At 62.2% G+C, this 3,930-nt stretch carries 3 protein-coding genes; all 3 read left to right on the top strand.

Features of this window, described 5'->3' with window-relative positions:
• The first annotated feature begins 56 nt into the window (after positions 1–56).
• The 3 genes from atpA to atpD are packed head-to-tail and all read left to right on the top strand — an operon-like array spanning position 57 to position 3,930.
• Entirely contained in the window at positions 57–1,559 is a 1,503-nt protein-coding gene (gene atpA / locus VMW12_08445) for a F0F1 ATP synthase subunit alpha (protein HUZ49752.1), read from the top strand.
• On the top strand, positions 1,560–2,429 hold the full coding sequence (gene atpG / locus VMW12_08440) for an ATP synthase F1 subunit gamma (protein HUZ49751.1): 870 nt from the start codon (positions 1,560–1,562) through the stop codon (positions 2,427–2,429).
• A gap of 34 nt (positions 2,430–2,463) precedes the next feature.
• A complete protein-coding gene (gene atpD / locus VMW12_08435; protein ID HUZ49750.1) occupies positions 2,464–3,930 on the top strand; it encodes a F0F1 ATP synthase subunit beta in 1,467 nt (488 codons plus the stop codon).

The raw sequence follows: 3,930 nt of genomic DNA, 5'->3' as shown, positions 1-3,930 counted from the left end.
CTCGAAGCTCTCTCTCGCGAATTGTTCGCGCAAAACTAACCGACAGGATTACGAAACTGATGATTAACGCTGACGAAATCGCTGGCATTCTCAAGCAACAGATTGCGGGTTTTACCTCGGAGGTCCGTGAGGACGAGGTAGGAACCGTCATCGAAGTTGGTGCGAATCTCGCGCGTATCTACGGGCTGCGGAGCGTACGCGCTTCCGAACTCGTCGAATTCGCCAACGGCTTGCAAGGCGTCGCCCTGAACTTGGAAGAGGACAACGTCGGCGTCGTCATCATGGGCTCCGATGCGGATATTAAAGAAGGCGATAAGGTTCGGCGCACCGGCCGCATCGCTTCGGTGCCGGTGGGCGAAGCGCTGCTCGGACGCGTCGTGAACCCGCTCGGCCAGCCCGTGGACGGCAAAGGCCCGATCGATACCAAGCGCTTTCGCACCATCGAAAACGTGGCGCCCAACGTCGTGGAACGCCAGGGCGTCAAGCAGTCCCTGCCCACCGGCATCCGCGCGATCGACGCGCTGATCCCGATCGGTAAGGGCCAGCGCGAACTGATCATCGGCGATCGTTCGACCGGTAAGACCGCGATCGCGATCGACACGATCATCAATCAAAAGGGCCGCAACGTCTTCTGCATCTACGTCGCCATCGGCCAAAAGAACTCCACCGTCGCCGCGCTCGCGCAGGTGCTCGAGCAGAAGGGCGCGCTCGAATACACGACGATCGTCACCGTCGGGCCGTCCGAAGCCGCGGCGCTGCGCTGGATCGCCCCGTTCGCGGGCGCGTCGATGGGCGAAGAGCTGATGTACGCCGGTAAAGACGTGCTCATCATATTCGACGATCTCACCAAGCACGCGCAATCGTACCGCGAGATGGCGCTCTTGCTGCGCCGTCCGCCGGGCCGCGAAGCCTACCCGGGCGACGTGTTCTTCCTGCACTCGCGTTTGCTGGAGCGTGCGGCGAAACTCTCCGACGAACTCGGCGGCGGCTCGATGACGGCGCTGCCGATCATCGAAACGCAGGCGGGCGACTTCTCCGCGTACATTCCCACCAACGTGATCTCGATCACCGACGGGCAGATTTACCTGACGCCGAGCCTGTTCTTCCAGGGCATCCGTCCCGCCGTCGACGTCGGCCTCTCGGTCTCGCGCGTCGGCGGTTCGGCGCAGACCAAGGCGATGAAATCGGTTGCCGGACAGCTCAAGCTGGAACTCGCGCAGTACCGCGATCTCGCGGCGTTCGCGAAGCTCGCGAGCGATCTCGATAAATCGACGCAGATGCAATTGCTGCGCGGCGAAAAACTGACCGAGCTGCTCAAGCAGCCGCAATACCAGCCGCAGGCAACCGAAGACCAGGTCGTGATTCTGTACGGAGCGACCAAGGGCTTCGTCAACGAGATCCCAACCGTGCGCCTGCAAGAATGGGCGACGGGCTTCATCAGCTTCCTGCACGACAAGCACGCGGACATCACGCAATCGATCGCGCAGAGCGGACAGCTCTCGGATGAGGTCAAGCAGAAACTCGAAGCCGCGCTGACCGAATTCAATAAGAGCTTCTAAATGGCATCGGTAAAGGATCTTCGCGAGCGGATACGCTCGCTGAAGAATACGCAGCAAATCACCAAGGCGATGAAGCAAGTCGCCGCGGCGAAGATTCGGCGTGCGGAGATGGCGCAAAAGCAGGCGCGGCCCTACGCCGACACGCTCTCGGAGATGCTGCGCGACCTGATGGCCAGCGTCGGCACGGTCGACCATCCGTTCATGAAGACGGGCAACGCGAGCGCTCCTCACGGCGTCATTTTAATGACCGCCGATAAGGGGCTCGCGGGCGCGTTCAACTCCAACATCATTCGCGCCGGCGAAAGCTACGTTCGCGCGAACCCGTCGGTGACGTGGTACACCGTGGGCATCAAGGCGCGCAACTTCGTGCGTCGCTCGGGTAGCCCCGATCACCAAACGTGGGCCCTCAACGCGCTCGCGAAAATCGAGAGCGCTCGCGAAGTCGCCCGGCGCGTGACCGACGATTTCGTGCAAGGCAGGATCGCCGGCATCACGCTGATCTCACCCAAACTCGTCTCGATGCTCTCGCAGAAGCCCGAGACGCGCGCGCTCGTGCCGATCACGCGGACCGATATCGTCGGCGCGACCGACGCGCACGCGGCGCCCAAGGGCGCCGTCGAGTTCTCACCCTCGCCGGAGGCCGTGCTCTCGCGCCTGCTTCCGAAGTACCTCGAGTTCACGATCTTCTCCGCGATGCTCGAAACCGATGCCGCATTCTTTGCGGCGCAATTGGTGGCGATGAACAACGCTACCGACAACGCCGGGAAGCTCATCGACGAACTCACGATCCAGATGAACAACGCGCGTCAGGCTGCGATCACCAAGGAACTCTTGGAGATCGTCGGCGGGGCGGAGGCGCTCAATGGATAGCTCAATCGAACAGCAAAAAGGAACGTTGAAGAACATGGCTAGTGCTACCGGTAAGGTCGTCCAAGTGCTCGGTAACGTCGTCGACGTCGAGTTCACGGCGGAGACGCTCCCCAAAATTAACGACGCGTTGATGGTCCGCGTCAACGACGATGCCGCCGATGCGGCGCCGTCGCAGAAGTCTGCGGATCTCGGCGGCACGGCCATGCAAGCGCGCGACCTCGTGCTCGAAGTGCAGGACGAACTCGGCAACAACCAAGTGCGGTGTTTGGCGATGGGCTCGACCGACGGTTTGATGCGCGGCGCCGCCGTCACTTCGAGCGGCGGACCGATTACGGTTCCCGTCGGCGAAGGCACGCTCGGACGCATCTTCAACGTGCTCGGCAAAGCGATCGATTCGAACGAACCGGTGAAGGCGGCGGCGTATTGGCCGATCCATCGCCCGGCCCCCGATTTCAAATCGCAGGACCCCACGCCGAAACTCTTCGAGACCGGGATCAAAGTGATCGACCTGATGGCGCCGTATACGCGCGGCGGCAAGGTGGGACTCTTCGGCGGCGCGGGCGTCGGCAAGACCGTGCTCATTCAAGAGCTGATTCGCAATATCGCCAACGTGCACAAAGGCTTCTCGGTGTTCACGGGCGTCGGCGAACGCACGCGTGAAGGCAACGACCTGTGGGTCGAAATGAAAGAGTCGGGCGTGCTCGCGCAGACGACGCTGGTGTTCGGACAGATGGACGAGCCGCCGGGCGTGCGTTTCCGCATCGCGCAGACCGGCGTGACGATGGCCGAGTACTTCCGCGACGAAGCCGGCGCCGACGTGCTGCTGTTCATGGACAACATTTTCCGCTATCTGCAAGCGGGCTCCGAGGTCTCCGCACTGATGGGCCGCATGCCTTCGGCCGTCGGCTACCAGCCGACGCTCTCGACCGACATGGGCTTGCTCGAAGAGCGCATCACCTCGACCAACAAGGGTTCGATCACCTCGGTGCAAGCCGTGTACGTGCCCGCCGACGACTACACGGATCCGGCCGTCGCCGTAACGTTCGCGCATTTGGATGCGACGACCGCGCTCTCGCGCCCGATCTCGGAATTGGGCATCTATCCCGCCGTCGATCCGCTCGCATCGACCTCGCGCATTCTCGACCCGCAGATCGTGGGCCAAGAGCACTATAACGTCGCTCGCGGCGTGCAAGAGACGCTCCAGCGCTATAAAGACCTGCAGGATATCATCGCGATTCTGGGCGTCGAAGAGCTCTCCGAAGACGACAAGATCGCCGTCGGTCGAGCGCGCCGGATGCAGCGCATGTTTTCGCAACCGTTCTTCGTGGCCGAACAGTTCACCGGAACGCCCGGAAAGTATGTCAAGCTCTCGGACACGATCGCATCGTTCAAGGAGATCCTGGACGGCAAGGTCGACAATCTCCCGGAGCAGGCGTTCTTCTACAAGGGTGGGATCGACGAAGTCAAAGCCGCCGCCGAGAAGCTCGGCGCGACGGTCTAG

The sequence above is a fragment of the Candidatus Dormiibacterota bacterium genome (assembly GCA_035532835.1).
In the GTDB taxonomy this organism is placed as follows: Bacteria; Vulcanimicrobiota; Vulcanimicrobiia; order Vulcanimicrobiales; family Vulcanimicrobiaceae; genus DAHUXY01.
Note: the sequence above shows the minus strand (reverse complement) of the source record. Positions and strands in the feature narration are given on the sequence as shown.